13 protein-coding genes, 1 riboswitch and 1 other annotated feature are annotated in these 18223 nt (G+C 39.2%); of the genes, 4 read left to right on the forward strand and 9 right to left on the reverse strand.

Features of this window, described 5'->3' with window-relative positions; translation table 11 throughout:
- Positions 1–66 precede the first annotated feature (66 nt).
- Positions 67–2481 carry a leucine--tRNA ligase gene (gene leuS / locus ED2_RS11600; protein ID WP_016177807.1) on the reverse strand — a complete coding sequence of 805 codons (2415 nt, stop codon included), beginning with the start codon at positions 2479–2481 and terminating at the stop codon, positions 67–69.
- A 127-nt stretch (positions 2482–2608) separates the two neighbouring features.
- Positions 2609–2816, reverse strand: a binding site (T-box leader).
- A 70-nt stretch (positions 2817–2886) separates the two neighbouring features.
- Positions 2887–4860 (reverse strand): LysM peptidoglycan-binding domain-containing protein, encoded by a 1974-nt coding sequence (locus ED2_RS11605; RefSeq protein WP_005878004.1) that lies wholly within the window; start codon positions 4858–4860, stop codon positions 2887–2889.
- A 377-nt stretch (positions 4861–5237) separates the two neighbouring features.
- Between ED2_RS11605 and ED2_RS11610 the strand changes: the two genes are divergently transcribed.
- From ED2_RS11610 to mnmM, 3 genes are all read left to right on the forward strand, one after another.
- Positions 5238–5885, forward strand: coding sequence for a phosphatase PAP2 family protein (locus ED2_RS11610; RefSeq protein WP_016177806.1), 648 nt, complete (start codon positions 5238–5240; stop codon positions 5883–5885).
- A gap of 82 nt (positions 5886–5967) precedes the next feature.
- The gene (mnmL, locus tag ED2_RS11615; protein ID WP_016177805.1) at positions 5968–6924 is read left to right on the forward strand and encodes a tRNA modification radical SAM protein MnmL/YtqA; all 957 of its coding nucleotides are present in this window, start codon (positions 5968–5970) and stop codon (positions 6922–6924) included.
- Positions 6924–7505 carry a tRNA 5-(aminomethyl)-2-thiouridylate-methyltransferase MnmM gene (gene mnmM, locus ED2_RS11620; protein ID WP_005878001.1) on the forward strand — a complete coding sequence of 194 codons (582 nt, stop codon included), beginning with the start codon at positions 6924–6926 and terminating at the stop codon, positions 7503–7505. Before mnmL ends, mnmM begins: the two co-directional genes overlap by 1 nt.
- Before the next feature lie 328 nt (positions 7506–7833).
- Here mnmM and ED2_RS11625 read toward each other — a convergent pair whose 3' ends face one another.
- Together ED2_RS11625 and ED2_RS11630 are read right to left on the reverse strand one after the other, a co-directional pair.
- On the reverse strand, positions 7834–9603 hold the full coding sequence (locus ED2_RS11625) for an ABC transporter ATP-binding protein (protein WP_016177804.1): 1770 nt from the start codon (positions 9601–9603) through the stop codon (positions 7834–7836).
- Positions 9604–9605: 2 nt separating this feature from the next.
- Positions 9606–11318 (reverse strand): ABC transporter ATP-binding protein, encoded by a 1713-nt coding sequence (locus tag ED2_RS11630; RefSeq protein WP_016177803.1) that lies wholly within the window; start codon positions 11316–11318, stop codon positions 9606–9608.
- Between the two features lie 116 nt (positions 11319–11434).
- Here ED2_RS11630 and ED2_RS11635 point away from each other — a divergent pair, with 116 nt between their 5' ends.
- On the forward strand, positions 11435–12094 hold the full coding sequence (locus ED2_RS11635; RefSeq protein WP_016177802.1) for a TetR family transcriptional regulator: 660 nt from the start codon (positions 11435–11437) through the stop codon (positions 12092–12094).
- A 107-nt stretch (positions 12095–12201) separates the two neighbouring features.
- Here ED2_RS11635 and ED2_RS11640 read toward each other — a convergent pair whose 3' ends face one another.
- The 5 genes from ED2_RS11640 to metK form a co-directional block, all read right to left on the reverse strand.
- Positions 12202–13281, reverse strand: a complete 1080-nt coding sequence (locus tag ED2_RS11640; RefSeq protein WP_016177801.1) for an FUSC family protein — start codon at positions 13279–13281, stop codon at positions 12202–12204.
- Between the two features lie 59 nt (positions 13282–13340).
- Positions 13341–13883, reverse strand: coding sequence for an acyl-CoA thioesterase (locus tag ED2_RS11645; protein WP_005877996.1), 543 nt, complete (start codon positions 13881–13883; stop codon positions 13341–13343).
- Between the two features lie 256 nt (positions 13884–14139).
- Complete coding sequence (locus ED2_RS11650; protein ID WP_005877994.1) at positions 14140–14934, reverse strand: alpha/beta hydrolase; 795 nt, start codon at positions 14932–14934, stop codon at positions 14140–14142.
- A gap of 113 nt (positions 14935–15047) precedes the next feature.
- The gene (locus ED2_RS11655; protein ID WP_016177800.1) at positions 15048–16523 is read right to left on the reverse strand and encodes an MDR family MFS transporter; all 1476 of its coding nucleotides are present in this window, start codon (positions 16521–16523) and stop codon (positions 15048–15050) included.
- 167 nt (positions 16524–16690) lie between these two features.
- Positions 16691–17884, reverse strand: a complete 1194-nt coding sequence (gene metK / locus ED2_RS11660) for a methionine adenosyltransferase (RefSeq protein ID WP_005877990.1) — start codon at positions 17882–17884, stop codon at positions 16691–16693.
- A riboswitch (SMK box riboswitch) is annotated at positions 17882–17961 on the reverse strand. (Overlaps the previous gene by 3 nt.)
- Positions 17962–18223: the final 262 nt, after the last annotated feature.

Raw genomic sequence — 18223 nt, forward strand, 5'->3', positions numbered from 1 at the left:
CCTTTATTTTTTATTCCTTGATTCTGCTAATATAGTTACTTTTTTCTAGCTATATTGCCGAATTTCTTAGTTTGCTACGATGTTGACCAATTTATTTGGCACCACGATCACTTTACGCACTGTTTTGCCTTCGATATTTTCTTTGATCAACTCATTTTCTAAGGCTAGTTTTTCCAAATCTTCTTTTGCTAGGTCACGAGCAACGTTGGTTTTTGCACGAACTTTTCCGTTGACTTGGAAAACTACTTCGATTTCATCTTCCACTAAAGCAGCTTCATCATATGTTGGCCACTTAGCATAAGAAATACCACCTTCATTGCCTAAGATCGCCCATAGTTCTTCTCCCATATGTGGTGCGATCGGTGCAAGCAACTGAACGAAACCTTCAATATATTCGTAAGGAAGAGCATCTACTTTATAGGCTTCATTGACAAAGACCATCAATTGAGAGATTGCCGTGTTAAAATGCAGTGTTTCATAATCTTCCGTTACTTTCTTCACTGTTTGGTTATACACTTTATCTAATTTGCCATCGTTCAAAGTAGTGATACGATCGCGCATTTTGTTGTTTTCGTCTACGATCAAGCGCCAAACACGATCTAAGAATTTACGGCTACCTTCTAAACCATTTTCACTCCAGGCAATCGATGCATCTAATGGGCCCATGAACATTTCATACAAACGTAATGTATCCGCACCATATTTAGCTACAACATCGTCAGGATTCACTACATTCCCACGAGATTTAGACATTTTTTCATTGTTTTCGCCTAGAATCATTCCTTGGTTATATAGTTTTTGGAATGGTTCTTTTGTTGGAACGACACCGATATCATATAAGAATTTATGCCAGAAACGTGCATACAACAAATGAAGTACCGCATGTTCTGCTCCACCGATATAGATATCTACTGGTAACCAACGTACTAATTTTTCGTAATTGGCTAGTTCTTTTTTATTGTGTGGATCGATATAACGCAAGTAATACCATGAGCTGCCCGCCCATTGTGGCATCGTATTGGTTTCACGACGTCCTTTTTTACCTGTTACAGGATCGGTCACATTGACCCATTCATCAATGTTCGCAAGTGGTGACTCCCCTGTTCCACTAGGTTTGATATTTTCCGTTTTAGGTAAGCGTAAAGGTAGTTCTTCTTCTGGTAAAGCAGTGACTGTTCCATCTTCCCAATGGATGATCGGAATTGGTTCACCCCAGTAACGTTGTCGTGAAAACAACCAGTCACGTAAACGATAGCTAGTTTCTCTTTTACCTACGCCATGTTCTTCTAACCACATGTTCATTTTTTCGATTGCTTCTTGTTTGTTCATTCCGTCTACGAAACCAGAATTGATATGCGCACCATCTTCTGTATATGCAGCTTCTGAGATATCTCCGCCTTCAATTACTGGCATGATTTCTAAATCAAATTTTCTAGCAAATTCATAATCACGTTCATCATGCGCAGGTACTGCCATGATTGCGCCTGTACCGTAAGAAGCTAACACATAATCTGCGATCCAGATTGGGATTTCTTTCCCGTTGACAGGGTTGATAGCGTACGCTCCAGTAAACACACCCGTCTTTTCTTTCGCTAGGTCTGTTCTTTTAAGATCCGATTTTTTAGCTGTTTCTTCAATATAAGCTTCGACTGCTTCTTTTTGTTCAGGTGTCGTGATTTCTCGCACTAAGTCAAGTTCTGGTGCTAATACAGAATAAGTTGCGCCAAATAACGTGTCGGGACGTGTCGTAAAGACCGTATACGCTTTGTCTGTACCCGCTACTTTAAATTCTACGTTGGTTCCAACTGAGCGACCGATCCAGTTTCTTTGCATTTCTTTGACGCTTTCTGGCCAATCGACTAACTCTAAATCATCTAAAAGGCGATCTGCGTAAGCTGTGATTTTCAACATCCATTGACGCATTGGTTTGCGTACGACATCATAGCCCCCACGTTCGCTTTTTCCGTCGATAACTTCTTCGTTTGAGATAACTGTTCCAAGCTCTGGCACCCAGTTCACAGCTACTTCTGCTTCATACGCTAAGCCTTTTTCATATAGTTTTGTAAAGATCCATTGTGTCCATTTATAATATTCTGGATCAGTTGTATTGACTTCACGGTTCCAGTCATAACTAAACCCTAAAGAATTGATTTGACGTCGGAATGTTTCAATATTTTTTTGGGTAAATTCAGCAGGATCATTCCCAGTATCCAACGCATATTGTTCTGCGGGAAGACCAAATGCATCCCACCCCATCGGATGTAATACATTGAATCCTTGGCTTCGTTTGAAACGAGAAAGGATATCTGTTGCTGTATAGCCTTCTGGATGTCCTACGTGCAAGCCTTGTCCAGATGGATATGGGAACATATCCAACGCATAGAATTTAGGTTTTTCATGATCGTCATGGGTATTGAAGGTATTGTTTTTTGCCCAATATTTTTGCCATTTCTTTTCAACTTCTTTATGGTTATAACTCATTTTCTATCCCCCTGCTCTATTTTTCATCTTATAAAGATGAATACAACGAATGTCTTTGCACGAGCAATCCATTCGCCTGTTTTCTAATCAAAGAAAACAAAAAAATCCTATAAAAAGATTGCTCTTTTTATAGGACGTAAACTACGTGGTACCACCTAACTTTGCCTTTTTGAAAAGGCCTCGAACGTTGTAACGGTCGTCACCGCCTCTGCTTACTTCTATTTTCAGCAGATGCAACTCAAAGGCGAGTTCAAAAGCGTCCGTACACATTTCCACCAGCCATGTGCTCTCTAAAACTTTCGTCTTTTTACTACTTCCTTTTCAAACGTTGGTTTATTAAAAGTGTAGGTTCATAGTAACAAATAAATGACATAAGTTCAATTATTATTTGAGTGGTTCAAGCATTTATTTTGCTACGATCAATTGTTGGCCTGGATAAATGAAATTGTTCTTGATATTGTTCCATTCGATCAGTTGGTTCATCGTGATGCCATGGCTATCAGCGACTCCCCAGACAGATTCTCCCGCTTTGACCGTATATGTTTTTTGCCCAGTCGTTGGTGCAGATTGAGTAGTCCCTTTTTTGACGATTACTTGCTGCCCTGGGTAAATGAAATTATTCTTGATATTGTTCCATTGGATCAATTGATCCATCGTGATGTTGTGCTTATTCGCAACGCCCCAAACAGACTCTCCTGCTTTGACTGTATAAATCGTATCGCCAGTTGATACAGTACTTGTCGTATTCGAGGTATTCGGCGTGCTTGGCGTTGTTGCTGCTGCAGTTGAAGAAGTGTTCGTGCTAGTTGCAGCACTTCCGCCTTTAACGATCAACTGTTGCCCTGGATAAATGAAATTGTTTTTGATATTGTTCCATTGGATCAATTGGTCCATCGAAATGCCATTTTTATTCGCAACACTCCAGACAGACTCACCCGCTTTGACTGTATAGGTACTTCCTGTATTCGTTGTTGCACCTGTATTCGTATTGGTATTATTTGTCGTAGTTTGGTTGGGCGTCGCTGAACTGCTTGAAGAACCATTCGAAACGACTAATTGTTGTCCTGGATAAATAAAATTATTTTTGATGTTGTTCCACTGGATCAGCTGATTCATTGAGATACCATATTTATTGGACACGCTCCAGACGGAATCGCCTGATTTGACCGTATATTTGGTACCAGAAACAGCTGTGCTTCCTGCATTAGAACTACTTGATGCGTTCCCAGTATTCGTCGTAGCCGAAGAAGAGCTTCCTCCATTTGACACAATCAATTGTTGCCCTGGATAAACAAAATTATTTTTGATATTGTTCCATTGGATCAGTTGATTCATTGAGATACCGTGGTCATTTGCGATCTTCCAAACAGAATCGCCTGATTTGACTGTATATTTTGTACCAGAAGTTTGACCAGTACCTGCGGAAGAATTACTGTTTCCAGAAGAATTGGTATTATTTCCAGAGTTATTTGTTGAAGAACCGGTTGTTTGACCACCTTTGATCGTTAACTTTTGTCCTGGATAAATAAAATTATTTTTGATATTGTTCCATTCGATCAACTGTGACATACTGATGCCAAATGAATTAGAGATTCCCCAGACAGAGTCACCCGATTTGACTGTATAGGTTGTTGAAGTAGTTCCGGTACTCCCTGCATTGGCGTTACTACCCGTATTTCCAGTATTTGTGTTGCCACCAGTCGTTGCACCACCGCCAGCATTACCGCTTGCTGGTGTATCATATTTTGTTAAGCCGTAAGTTAAAATGATATTGTTCAATTTTCCAGCATAACTTGGGTCTGTTGCGTAGCGTCCAGTCAAGTAAGCTGTTGCATCTGTATAGGATTTCGTATTGCTTTTCCAAGTACCTGCATAATAATAGCCATTACCAAATGAAGTATTACGTAAAACATAGGCGTTGTCACTGAATGATTCCGCAAAAGAAGGGTATTGACGGAATGGTTCTTTCTTAGTCACCCACTGATTGTTCAAGTATTCAAGTGTATCCATATAAACGGTTTGTCCTTGGTAGCTACCCTTGATACCAAATAAATTGTGATACGGTGCTTGGGACAACGCGCTACTACCCCAACCACTTTCAACGACCGCTTGGGCGATCATCACGGAGGCGTATAAATCATTGGCTTGTGCAATTGGTTGAGCATAAGTCGCGATTTCCGTAATAAATGCTGCAGTATTGATTCTTGCACCAAATTGAGTTGGCGTTTGATCAGCATTTACTGGCACTGGTTGTATCAACGGTGCCGCTACAGAACAGCCTACCATTGCAGTACCGACTAGTGCGGCACTACGTTTTACTTTGCGGAATCGCTTGGTCTCTTCTAAACGTCTGCGTTCCTTTCTTGCAATGTTTTCCATCTTCTATCCTCCAAATTCTGTTTACAATTTCTCTACTATTATAACAATTATAACTTCTCTTAAACTTTATTAAAAGTTATTTAAGACTCATTATCCTTATTGTAACCAGACTGTAATTTTTCGTAATTTTCCATATGTAGGAAAAAATAAAACGTTGGTATGACTAGACTGCGTGTTTTCAGCTAAACACATCGCTGTCTTTTATGAAAATAAGTATGTCGGTTATATTACCTGAAAATGTCTAAGTGATTACATTGGTGTATTGCCAAATAGAAATGTTGTTTTTTGCGTATAATTTTAACTCACATAACAGATATGAAAGTTTTTTATAAGTCTAAGAATGCTATAATGAATTATTGTTGAAAAGGAGGAAACTTATGAAACAAAAAACAACTTTTCATGTAGTCGGTACTCTTTTTTTATTCCTATTTTTCATATTAGGCTACATTGTTAAATATCGGATCAACTTATTATCAGGATTTGATCAAACCATAACTGAAATCATACGCACACCTTATCCTGAATGGAACCACTACCAGCTATTTATCACAACATTCGGAAATGCACTGACTGTGATTGTTGTATTTTTACTTGTTCTGGCATTTTTGTGGTGGAAGAAAAAACACATTGAACTGATTTGGTTTGCGACTAATTTTGTCGTGATAGCCGGAATCATCAATCCATTGATCAAATTATTCGTGATGCGGTTGCGTCCAACTCCTCCTCACTTAGTTGTCGAACACAGCTACAGCTTCCCTAGTGGGCATTCTGCTGCAAGTATGATTTTATATGGGACACTTTTATTTTTACTTCCTAGCCTGATCAAGAAAAAGGGAATCGCCACATTGCTTCAACTTCTGTTGGCGTTTATTATAGTAAGTGTTGGTGCAAGCCGAATATATCTAGGTGTCCATTTCCCAAGTGATGTTTTAGGTGGATATTTGCTCAGCCTAAGTTGGCTCTTTCTCACTTATCCAACCTATAGAGAAAAAAAGGAACAGATTGAACTTCAGACGATAGATTAACATTAACATTTCAACAATTATTTTTTAGATATTTAAAGGGGTACGAGAAGACTTCTCGTGACCTTTAGAAAGAAGGATTTTTATGGACTTTCCTTATTCAGATGGAAACAAACGTTACCATTCATGGAACTATGCTTTAAGAAATGTGTTTGGTGGCAAGATTTTTAAAGTACCGATAGACGGCGGTTTTGATTGTCCGAATCGTGATGGCACAGTCGCTCACGGTGGCTGTACTTTTTGTAGTGTTTCTGGTTCAGGAGATATGATCGTCGCTCCAGAAGATCCATTACCTATACAGTTTCACAAAGAAATCGATATGATGCATAAAAAATGGCCTGGTGTGGAACAATATATCGTTTATTTCCAAAATTTCACCAATACGCACGCTCCTGTCGAAGTGATCCGAGAACGATTTGAACAAGTAATCAATTTACCTGGTGTTGTTGGATTATCCATTGGGACCCGCCCTGATTGTTTGCCAGATGAAGTGGTGGATTATTTAGCAGAGCTAAATCAACGTCTTTATTTGTGGGTGGAATTAGGCTTACAAACAACCTTTGAAGAAACCTCCACTCTGATCAATCGTGCCCATGACTATCAGACCTATTTAGATGGTGTGGCGAAGTTACGCAAACATGATATTCGTGTCTGCACCCACTTGATCAATGGGTTACCTGGGGAAACATTAGACATGATGCGGGAGAATGTTCGCCGAACGATTTTAGATTCGGATATCCAAGGAATCAAACTTCACTTGATGCACTTGATGCGTAAAACAAAAATGTTGCGTGACTATCATGAAGGACGATTGCAATTGATGAGTCGCCCCGATTATGTAAACGTCATTTGTGATCAATTAGAGATGATCCCTAAAGAAATCATTATCCACCGTTTAACAGGTGACGCACCGTGGGATTCACTGATCGGGCCTATGTGGAGTCTAAAAAAATGGGAAGTCTTGAACGCAATAGATGATGAACTTATTCGTCGTAATAGCTACCAAGGAAAATTCAATATAAGAGAAGGAGTACTCAGCTGATGTTACAGACGGCATTGCACTTTAGCCACTCTTTATTAGAAGAAATCCTCCAACCCGGTGACCACGTCATAGATGCCACCATGGGAAATGGGTATGACACAGTCTTCATGGCTGAAAAAATCGGCAAAACTGGACATGTCTATAGTTTTGATGTTCAAAAAGAGGCTTTGCTTTCTACTAAGAGTAAGCTTACCGAACAAGATTTACTCGACCGTACCTCTTTGTTTTTACAAGGTCATGAAACACTAGGTACAGTAGTCGATGAAGCACAACCCATCAAAGCAGGCATCTTTAATCTAGGCTATTTACCAAAAAGCGATAAATCAGTCATCACCCTACCCGAAACCACTCGTACAGCAATGGAAGAAATCCTCAAACGCCTCGTGCCAAGAGGTCGGATGATCCTAGTCGTCTATTACGGACATGAAGGCGGCGAAAAAGAATTAGATATGGTGCAAGACTATTGCCAATCACTACCACAAGAAAAGTACAATGTCCTAAAATACCAATTCATCAATCAAAAAAACAACCCACCGATTTTGTATTGCGTTGAAAAAAAGGTTGTGAAAAGAGCGCTTTGACCTGAGCGATAAGGAGGAAAATCTCGAAATAGCTTTTCATATTTTGAGATTTTTTGACTTATTGCCGAAGGTCAGCTCTTTGAACACCGTGGAAGAGGTTGTGAAAGAAGCGTACAGCTCCGAGCAAATAAGAACTAGATTTCTAAAATAGCTTCTCATATTTTGGAAATCTAGAACTTATTGCTGAGGAGTTGCTTCTTGAACACCGTGGATTAGGTTGTGAAAAGCCTGCCCTGCATCAAGCAATAAGAATGAACAGCACCTTGTCAATAAAAAAACGTACGATGGAAAGATCACCAAAATCTTCCCTCGTACGTTTTTTCTTCTATTATTCAAATACAAATTGGTTGTGGTATAACTCTGCATAAAAACCGTCTTCTGCTAATAACTGATGATGATTTCCTTCTTCAATAACTTTACCATCTCGTAATACAACGATTCGATCAGCATTTAAAATCGTCTTCAAACGGTGAGCGATCACAAAACTTGTCCGTCCTTTGATGGCTTCGTCCATTGCTTTCTGGATTCTAGCTTCTGTCACAGTATCTACGTTACTAGTTGCTTCATCTAAGATCAGTAAAGCGGGATTTGTGATGATTGTCCGAGCAATACTGATCAACTGTTTTTGCCCCGTACTAAACAGATTATTTTCTTCAGATACTTCCGTTTCATATCCTTTATCTAAATTCATGATGAAATCATGGATATTTGCTTGTCGGGCTGCATTGATGACCTCTTCATCTGTCGCATCTGGTTTTCCGAATACGATATTGTCGCGAATCGTTCCAGAGAACAAGACAGATTCTTGTAAAACGATCCCAACATGTTTACGTAAAGCATCTAGATCGTATTCGCGGATATCTGTCCCATCAATCGTAACTGACCCGCTATTGACATCGTAAAAGCGATTGAGTAAATTCATGATGGTCGTTTTACCTGAACCAGTAGGCCCCACTAAGGCAACCATTTCCCCTTTGTCCACATTGATCGATACATCATTTAGTACCATTTTATCAGGACTGTAACCAAAATCTACATGATTTAACGCTAACCCTTTTTCAATGCCGTTAAACGGTTGTCCATGTTCTGGTTTCACTTCATCTTTTTCAGCAAACATTTCGTTTAACCTTCTTGCTCCAGTAATCGCTAATTGAATCATGCTGTAACCAGAAGAAATCTGCATCAATGGTTGGTAATATTGTTGGGAGTATTGAACAAATGTGACGACTAATCCTAAAGCCACTGAACGTTCCAGATCCCCATTCAAGGCTAACCAACCGCCAAAGAAAATGACGATTGCAGTATTCACTAGTGACATTCCTTGCATCATCGGGAAGAGTAAACCAGAATAAGCCTGTCCTTTGAATGTTGCTTTTCGAACAGTTTCATTGTGTTCCAAAAATCCGTCAATCGTTTCTTCTTGCAGTCCATTGGTGATGATCACACGCTGTCCACTGATTTTTTCATCCATATATCCATTCAGTTTACCGACTTCGTCTTGTTGTAGATCAACGTATTTTCTTGCTTTTCGAATAACCAGTACTGCGATTAAAATAGCAACTGGGGTGGACGCGATCGTTGCCCATGCTAATTCGACATTTTGACGAAACATCATGATCAAGATACCAAAAAGTAACACAATATTGGTAATTACTTGAAGCAAAGCTTGATTTAAACTGTTTTGGATGTTATCCAAATCACTGGTAAAGCGACTTAAAATTTCACCATCTTGATGAGAGTCAAAAAAGCGGATCGTCAATTTTTCCAACTTATTGAATAGCCCGATACGCATGCGGTTGGTTGACTTGCCAACAACTTGTGTAAACAAGATACTGTAAATAAAATTCGCTGCACTCGCCAACACATAGAAAATCAACAGCTTCCAGATAATAGAAAGAAAACTACTTTTATCATCTCCCCCTTGCATCAAGGCGCCAATATAGTTTGCTAATTCTTGGAAGGCTTCACCAATATACTGTGGTGCTTTGACCTGGAGATACGTCGCAATGATGACTGTAACAAAGATAAAGAAAAAGGAGACCTTATAACGTTTCAAATAATGATAGAAAAACTTACTTGCTTTGATCAAATCAGTCATGGTTACTCCTCCGTTCCTTTTTGAGTTTCAAAAATCTCTTGATAGATGCGGTTTGTTGCAGCTAATTCTTCATGTGTGCCTTCACCGACTAGTCTACCTTCATCTAAAACCAAGATACGATCTGTTTTCACAACCGAAGCAATCTTTTGCGCAATCACAATGGTTGTTGTATCTTTCAATTCTTTATTGAGTGCTTCTCGCACTAATTTTTCTGAACGTGCATCTAACGCACTTGTACTATCATCTAAGATCAAGATCTTAGGATCACCGATCACTCCACGAGTAATCGACAACCGTTGCTTCTGACCGCCAGAGAAATTACTGCTGCGTTCTTCTACTGGTGCTTCGTAGCGGTCAGCCAGTTTTTCGATAAATTCCTTGGCTTGAGCAATGCCAGAAGCATGCTCCATGTCTTTTTCCGAAGCATCTTTCTTCCCTTGACGTAAGTTTTGTGCGATAGTACCAGAGAATAAAATAGCTTTTTGTAGGACAAATGCAACGGTATGGCGCAAGCTTTTTTCATTTACTTGGCGTAAATCGACACCACCGACTTCGACTTTTCCTGTTGTTGGGTCGAATAATCTTGGGATCAACTGTGCTAAAGTCGATTTACCTGCACCTGTTGCTCCAACGATCCCAACCATTTCCCCTGCTTGGATCGAAAAACTGATATCTTTTAATGTATCTTCATCGTCCCCAGGATAGCGGAAAGAGACATGATCGAACGTAACGGAGCCTGACAATTCCTGTTCTGGAACATCTGGATAAGTCAAATCTGGTTCTGTATCTAAAATTTCTTTGATTCGTTTTAAGGAAACTGCCGCTCTTGACGTCATCATCATCATCATTCCACCAATGATGATCGCCATCATGATCTGCATCAGATAATTCATGAATGAAGCAATCCCACCAATCAATGTTGGATCATCTTTGGCTATATCACTAACAAAGAAAATTGCGCCAACGACTGCTAGATTGGCCGCTAACATAAACGAAGGAATCATCACAGAAAATAAGGTTCCTACGATGATATTGTGTTTTGTTAAGTCTTCACTTACTTTACTAAAATTCTTTAATTGGTTTTCTTCTTGAACGAAAGATTTCACTACTCGAATCCCCATGAGGTTTTCTTTTGCGATACTGTTCACTTTATCGATCAATTTTTGGATGATCATAAAATGTTTTCCCATTCGTGTAAAGGATAACGCCGTGATCAAAAATACTGCCACGATCAGCGCTACGATGATCCACCATAATTGTGGCATAGTCAACATTGCTAGAATAAATGCCCCAATAAATAGAAATGGGATTCTAAATAATGATTGCAACGAGATCATGACTAAGTTCTGGATCTGCGTAATATCATTGGTCAAACGTACAACCAAGTTTCCTGCAGAAAATTGTTCGATATTTCCAAATGAAAAGGTTTGGATTTTTCGGAAAGCTTCTTCACGGATGTCTGCACTGACACCTTGGGCAACCTTTGCAGAAAAAATCGTATTCGTCACCCCAGCCGCTAGACCTAACAAAGCCAAACTGATCAAATAGACCCCGATTGTTTTCATTTCGTCGTTATCTTCTGTAATGATTGCTTCAAGTACTTGCTGCAGCAGTTTTGGTTGCCAAAGTGTGGCAGCGACCATGATAGCCACAGACAACAATGAAATGAAGACAGCACTCTTATATTTTTTTGCATGTCTTAAAATTAAGTTCATTGGTCGTTACACCCCTTTTTTTCAAAATTGACAGGCCTTATTTAACACTGTAAAATTAGACCGACTAACAATTTACCATGTATAAAAAAATAATGCAATACAAGAGGTTGATTAAATTGGAAACAAAGCTTTCTCAAGAAATAATTATCCAAACTGCCTTTGGGATTCTGGCAGAAACACAGGAACTTTCAAAATTATCCATGCGTAATCTAGCGTTTAAAGCAAATGTCAAAGCACCTGCAATTTACTGGTACTTCAAAAATAAACAAGAATTACTGCAAAAAATGGCAGAATCCATGGAAGATCAGCTTGTTATTCCTGCTATCCAGTTATCTTGGGAAGAACGACTTTTTCAATTTATGGAAAATTATTATGATCTTTACACTACGTTCCCTTGCGGTGCTGAACTTGAGATCAATACCATTCCAGCCTACTCTAGTCGGTTAGAACATATAGAAATGATGATCCAAACCCTGATGCAAGCGGGCTTTTCGGTCACCCAAAGTCGGCAAGCCGTTTCCTCTCTGCATAATCTTTTGATTGGCCAGCTGATGGACCATCAACATGAACAACAGCTTCGTCAAAAAATCATTGCAGGCAACCCTTCCCTAAAAACCGCGATCCTGACAATGAAAAATTATGTCGAAGAAAATGAATTAACTGGCCTAAAAGCCAGTATCACTGCACATCAACACGCAGAGAGTGAAAAACAGCTTTTCCTTTCAAGTATTTCTATATATATTGAAGGATTGAAACACATTAACTTCAAAGGTTAAGCTATATTATCCCTCTCCCACACTTTTTGACTCACTAAAAAAGAATCCTTGATAAAATCGCAGCTCGAAATCATTCAAGTATTGCGTTTTATCAAGGATTCTTTTTATCATTCAAGAAGCGACTGTTTTCTTCTGTCTTTGTACCACTCCATTTTTTTACTATACCATTGAGTAAGCCAGATAAATAAGAGTGCCACTCCCACACCAATCATGTTATCTATTACTCTCATCATTGTTGCTTCTGTTAATCCAAACAAACTACTTGCGACAGTCAATGCCCCAAAGCAGTTGAAAACCGTCTTATAGCGATAAGTCGAACAGATACCCAATATAAAACCGCCGCTAAGACTCAGTAAACCGCTTGGTAACAAGGAACTTGCGACTATAAACAAGGCGCTGCCTAATATAGTTCCAAGGATTCGATCAATTGCTCGCTCTTTAAAAGTGATTCCTAAAAATTCATAACTGGAATATAAAGAAGAAAAAGCAAATCCAATCCACATGAAACGCTGAAAAGAACTATAGCGACTTAGCACAATCAAAATAGAAATACTTAGAGAATAACCAAATAGCCACACTAGTTGTCGTCTTTTTCCATTTCTCCATACAGCTAAAAATGAAGTCGTTTTGTTTTTTGTTCGATGTTTTTTATATAATATCACTGCAAATATCCCAAAAAAGAGAAGAAACAGGATACTTCGATTGAGCCATTGCTGCGGGGCTAATTTTTCTCCCCAGATAGAATACACAATAAAGATATAAGCAAAGCCATATAATCCTGCATTTCCCATTTTCGGCTCACTAGCAGTTACCAACAAAATGATCGTCAACAGTCCAAAATACACAACTAAACGAAGCATAGCGGAAGGAATCCACTGTATTTCAGGTAAAATAAAAAAAGCACCCATCACGCCAGCTAAGCCCCAGATAGAATGCGTGATAGTGTAACCAAAATCAACAAACCGTAGGCTCAACAGCATACAAAAGAATACGACAGCCTCCGCCTTTGCTTCGATACCAAATATCGCCGTGACAACAGAGATCATCAGGACCGCAAAAGCCACAATCAAGCAGGAACGGCTGATTAATGAAGCCAGCCATCTTCTTTTTTCTTTCTTTGTTTTCGCTTCTTTTATCTTTTGTTTCAAAATAATCGGGTCTAACTGTAAAGACTGATAAAAGCCCAAGGGTCTCTCCTCCTTTAAAACAATTGCTTTTCTCATTCAAATGAAAAATTTTTCTACCTCTAGCTTTCTTTTTCTGACTCGTTCCAAGGAAGCTCCAGTGACAATCGCTTGGCAAATTCTTTATACTCATCTCGTTCATGTAACCTCTGAGTTCTTCTTTTTTCATATCCTGAACAAACCATTGCTTCTTCCGTACTGCTGGGAAGGACTTTTGGAACAGTGAATTCCACTTCTTCATTCATATGAGAAGGAACTGCGACAAAGGTAGTGAAGCACGTAGCCGCAAGATAACGTTCGCCTGTTGTCAGATTCTCACCAATAATTTTGACGAAAACTTCCATTGATTTATGGTGCGTACCAGATACATAGGATTCCACACATACGGAATGATTTTCATGTAATGGTTTCAAAAAATTCAAGCTATCTAAAGAAGCCGTAACCGCTCCTCTTCGACAATGTCTCGTCACTGAAATTGATGCAGCATCATCGATCATCGTCATCAACTTTCCCCCAAACAAAAAACCAAACGGGTTCAGATCAAAAGGAAAAATCCGATGCGTCTGGATCACCATTGACTCTTTACAATACTTCGTTTCTTCCAAAAAATTCACCTCATAAAATTATTTCTATTTTTTGTATTGTTTGCGTAGAGGAATATACCATAAATCATCAGGAAAACAAATAGATAACGTTCATTCAAAATGACTACAAAAAACAAAGCCCTGTGTAACGAAATAAACACTTCACTACACACGACTCTCATTTTTCAACGCTCAAATTCAATTATAAGATAAAAAACGACTGACCATAAACGGTGCCAAAAATAAGCCTTTGGCAACCCGAAGTCAGCCGTTTCAATTAATTTTTATCTTCTTCAAAAAGCCAGTCAAGAGCCCGCTGGATCCATTGATCCCAGAAAATCCAATTGTGGTCTCCTGGTCCATGTTCAAAAGTGACACCAACGCCATTTTGTTTCATTGAATCCACCATTTCCTGATTGACATCATACAGAAAATCAGACTCACCGCAAGCTAGATACATACGAGGTGCGGTTTTTCCACTTTTGACTAATTGTTCCAACAGATACTGAGGATCATTAACCGAACCTTTGATTTGTTCTAATGGACCAAAAATGCCTTCCCAGAATTTTGCTTTACGGACCATTAAAAGATCATCCATACGGTTTCCAACAGAAATTGCTCCAGATAGAGAAATGATCGCAGCAAAATTTTCCGGTTTTGCTAAGCCAAGTTTCAATGCACCGTAACCACCCATTGATAACCCAGCAGCATACGTTTTTTCTCTTTTTGTCGTCAACTGTGGAAATAATTCATGACAGATTTCAGGAAGTTCTTCTGCTATAAATGTCCAATAATTCATGTCATAAGCCGTATCTGTGTACCAGCCAAGATCAGTAGAAGGCATGATGACTGCTAAGCCATGGTCTGCTACATATCTTTCTATCGACGTTCTTCGTTCCCAGACACTGTGATTTCCTCCCATTCCATGAAGAAGGTATAAAACTGGCACATCCATTGTTTCCTGTTCTGAACTCGTACCGATCACTTTTTTTGTCTTTTGCGGAAGGATCACATTTAGATTGACCTCCATCTCTAAGACATTCGAATAAATATTTGCTTGAATAAACGCCATGTTGAAACATCCTTTCTAAGGCTGTGAATGTAATCTTGTTTCTTATGTGAGTGGTATCTCTTCAAAATAATTACATGATTACCTTACGCCAATGGTTCTTTCGCTGTCTCATTTCAATACTCTCTTATTCTATCACTTTTATCTCGAACAAAAAACGTTAAGGCAAAAGCAATTACTACTAAGAGCAATCCTACAAAATAAACTTGATGTAACCCATCATACAATATTCCACGTAATGGTGTAAGCAATCCCGCTTCGATTTCTTTCGCTGTTTGCGGATTAACAAGCTTGTTCATGATATCTGGATCATCCGTTAGATTCCTTGCTGCTAGTTCGCTTTGTGTAATGCCGTTGATTAATAATCCGAATATCGCCACCATCACTGTTTGACCAATTGTTCGAACTAATGTATTAAATGATGTAGCAACACCTAACTGTTCTCGTGGTACACTATTTTGCGCACTAACTGTTGAGGTCGTCATCGTTATCCCTAAGCCCACACCAATAACTGTTGAAATAGCAAAAAACCATAGAAAATTACTATGAAATGGCATCAACCAAAGCCATGCGCCCCCGACAGCCGCAATAAACAAGCCGATCCGTAAGACCCAATTTGTTGCCATTTGTGTCATCCATTTACTTGCCAAGAAAGAACCAACCATCCAAACAAGAGAAAGTGGAGCCAATACTAATCCGCCCACTGCGGCATTCAATCCTAATACCCCTTGCATCCACATTGGGATATATACATCGATTCCCATCAAAAATCCACTAGCTAAAGCAGCAGCTAAATTCACGACTACAAATAGCGGGTTAGAAAACAGATGCAACATGATAACTGGGTCTTTTGCTCTTTTTTCTGCAAAGATGAACAGTCCTAGTAAAGCCACACTCCCTACAAGCAGACTGATCACTACAGGCGTAAACCCTTGATCTCCCAACAATTGAAATCCTAATAACAAGGCAACTAGCATCGCCATCAGACTAAAACTACCAAAAAGATCCATTGGTTTTGATTCATGTTGTACTTTCGGTTCGTTCAAGTACAACCAAATCAAGATCATCAATAAGAGCCCAATCGGAACATTGATAAAAAAGATCCAGTGCCAGCTGATCGTTTCAACAATAAATCCACCCGCTAATGGGCCAAACACACTAGCGATCCCCCAAGCTGAACTGTTGAGCCCTAATACCTTTGCTCTTTTTTCGATTGAATACAGATCACCGATGATCGTTAATGCAACAGGCATCATCGCTCCTGCCCCCATTCCCTGAACAGCTCGAGCTACAATCAAACCAATCATCGTTTGAGAAAGACCGCAAAATAGTGAACCGATAATAAATAATAGCGTACCAAAAATAAAAATCGGTTTACGTCCAATTTTGTCAGCTAACTTTCCATAGATAGGTGTCAGCATCGCATTTGTCAGTAAATAAATAGAAAATACCCAGTTCATGATTTCCATTCCATGAAGTGAACCTACAATCGTAGGCATCGCCGTTGTAACGATCGTTCCCTCGATTGCTGTCATAAAAGTCGCGATAAACACACTGATCGTTACGAGTTTGACATTTGTTTCTCTTTTCATCTTATTCCTCCTTTTTATTTTTACAAGAATCATTTTGAGCCAAAAAAAATAAGCTAAATGACTTATCAGAAAATACCAGCTAAAAGCGATCGCTAGTTTACAGCTGATTTTTACCATAAAAAAACTGGAACAATCACCCTAAAGGCAATCATTCCAGCAACAAAACTCTACTTACCTAAACTTGCTTTTAATGCATCTACTTTGTCAGTATGTTCCCAAGGCAGATCAACATCTGTACGGCCAAAGTGACCATAAGCTGCTGTTTGGCGGTAGATTGGGCGACGCAAGTCAAGCATTTCGATGATACCTGCTGGTCGTAGATCAAAGTTTTCTCTAACCGCTGCAATCAAGTCTTCTTCTGGAACTGTAGAAGTACCAAAAGTATTGATTGAAATAGAGACAGGTTGTGCAACACCGATCGCATAAGCGAGTTGAACTTCCACTTTATGTGCAAGACCAGCTGCTACGATGTTTTTAGCAATGTAGCGTGCGGCATAACTTGCTGAACGGTCAACTTTTGTTGCATCTTTACCAGAAAAGGCACCACCACCATGACGTGCATAGCCGCCATAAGTATCAACGATGATTTTTCTGCCTGTTAGACCAGCATCACCTTGAGGTCCGCCAATCACGAAACGGCCAGTAGGATTGATATAGTATTTTGTTTTATCATCTAGTAATTCAGCTGGAATAACTTCTTTTATTACTTTTTCGATGACATCACGATGAATTGTTTCATTATCGATTGCGTCATCATGCTGAGTAGAAATAACGATCGTATCAACACGTTCTGGTTGTCCATTATCATCATATTCTACTGTTACTTGTGATTTTGCATCTGGGCGTAAATAAGTCAATTCATTTGATTTACGCAAATCTGCTAAGCGACGGACTAAACGATGACTCAATGCGATTGGTAAAGGCATCAATTCTGGTGTTTCATCTACTGCGAAACCAAACATCAACCCTTGGTCACCTGCACCGATTTCATCTAATACGTCTTTTTTATCTTCATCTCGGATTTCTAGTGCTTCATCCACACCTTGAGCAATATCAGGAGATTGTTCATCGATTGCAGCTAATACAGCTACCGTATCTCCATCAAATCCGAATTTGGCACGTGTATAACCAATTTCTTTGATTGTTTGGCGAACAACCTTTTGGATATCTACATAAGCTGTTGTAGAAATTTCTCCAAATACTAATACAAGACCAGTCGTTACAGATGTTTCACATGCAACTCGTGCTGTTGGGTCTTGTGCCAAGATTGCATCCAAGATGGCATCGCTGATTTGGTCAGCAATTTTATCTGGATGTCCTTCAGAAACAGATTCTGAGGTAAATAAATGTCTTTCTCCCATAAGTGATTCCCCCTAGTTAAATTCGGTTACAAGGCATCTCCGTATCGTACGGATCCTCTCGGGAACTTGCAACGAACCCAGTATAGCAGATAAAATAGATTTCTGCTCGTTTTTTTGTCGCTTTTAAATAAAAAAATGATTTTCATTTCATATAAAACGCTTCTTAAACGTCTTACTTTTACGATTTAATTCAAAACAATACTATTTTATTTAGCGTCTTCTTTTATACTCTGCTCGTCTCACTTTATCCTCCCAAACAATCAGAAAAAATCAACACGACCTAAAAAGACTTAGCACAACTATCCAGTAAGATAACTCTGCTAAGCCTTTTGAAATCAT

Origin of the sequence: Enterococcus durans NBRC 100479 = LMG 10746 (assembly GCF_001544215.1) — a bacterium.
In the GTDB taxonomy this organism is placed as follows: domain Bacteria; phylum Bacillota; class Bacilli; order Lactobacillales; family Enterococcaceae; genus Enterococcus_B; species Enterococcus_B durans.